Origin of the sequence: Corynebacterium sp. HMSC11D10, from assembly GCF_001806995.1 — a bacterium.
GTDB lineage: Bacteria > Actinomycetota > Actinomycetes > Mycobacteriales > Mycobacteriaceae > Corynebacterium > Corynebacterium coyleae.
Map to the genome: position 1 here is coordinate 1 of NZ_KV787072.1, position 1,478 is coordinate 1,478.

Sequence of the window (1,478 nt, forward strand, 5' to 3'; positions counted from 1 at the left end):
GGGTACTCGAGTGGCGAACGGGTGAGTAACACGTGGGTGATCTGCCCCGCACTTCGGGATAAGCCTGGGAAACTGGGTCTAATACCGGATAGGACCACTTCTTGGAGGTTGTGGTGGAAAGTTTTTTCGGTGTGGGATGAGCTCGCGGCCTATCAGCTTGTTGGTGGGGTAATGGCCTACCAAGGCGTCGACGGGTAGCCGGCCTGAGAGGGTGTACGGCCACATTGGGACTGAGATACGGCCCAGACTCCTACGGGAGGCAGCAGTGGGGAATATTGCACAATGGGCGCAAGCCTGATGCAGCGACGCCGCGTGGGGGATGACGGCCTTCGGGTTGTAAACTCCTTTCGCTAGGGACGAAGCGCAAGTGACGGTACCTAGAGAAGAAGCACCGGCTAACTACGTGCCAGCAGCCGCGGTAATACGTAGGGTGCGAGCGTTGTCCGGAATTACTGGGCGTAAAGAGCTCGTAGGTGGTTTGTCGCGTCGTTTGTGTAAGCCCGCAGCTTAACTGCGGGACTGCAGGCGATACGGGCATAACTTGAGTGCTGTAGGGGAGACTGGAATTCCTGGTGTAGCGGTGGAATGCGCAGATATCAGGAGGAACACCGATGGCGAAGGCAGGTCTCTGGGCAGTAACTGACGCTGAGGAGCGAAAGCATGGGGAGCGAACAGGATTAGATACCCTGGTAGTCCATGCCGTAAACGGTGGGCGCTAGGTGTGAGTCCCTTCCACGGGGTTCGTGCCGTAGCTAACGCATTAAGCGCCCCGCCTGGGGAGTACGGCCGCAAGGCTAAAACTCAAAGGAATTGACGGGGGCCCGCACAAGCGGCGGAGCATGTGGATTAATTCGATGCAACGCGAAGAACCTTACCTGGGCTTGACATACACCAGACCGGGCCAGAGATGGTCTTTCCCTTTGTGGTTGGTGTACAGGTGGTGCATGGTTGTCGTCAGCTCGTGTCGTGAGATGTTGGGTTAAGTCCCGCAACGAGCGCAACCCTTGTCTTATGTTGCCAGCACGTGATGGTGGGGACTCATGAGAGACTGCCGGGGTTAACTCGGAGGAAGGTGGGGATGACGTCAAATCATCATGCCCCTTATGTCCAGGGCTTCACACATGCTACAATGGTCGGTACAACGCGTTTGCGAGCCTGTGAGGGTGTGCTAATCGCTGAAAGCCGGCCTTAGTTCGGATTGGGGTCTGCAACTCGACCCCATGAAGTCGGAGTCGCTAGTAATCGCAGATCAGCAACGCTGCGGTGAATACGTTCCCGGGCCTTGTACACACCGCCCGTCACGTCATGAAAGTTGGTAACACCCGAAGCCAGTGGCCTGTCATGGGAGCTGTCGAAGGTGGGATCGGCGATTGGGACGAAGTCGTAACAAGGTAGCCGTACCGGAAGGTGCGGCTGGATCACCTCCTTTCTAAGGAGCTTTTATTTTTCGCCCACAGTTGTGGGTGTGGTGGTTGAGT

At 56.8% G+C, this 1,478-nt stretch carries 1 rRNA gene; it reads left to right on the forward strand.

The window, feature by feature from the left end:
- Positions 1–1,429 (forward strand): 16S ribosomal RNA (locus tag HMPREF3120_RS09120); the annotation flags it as partial.
- Positions 1,430–1,478: the final 49 nt, after the last annotated feature.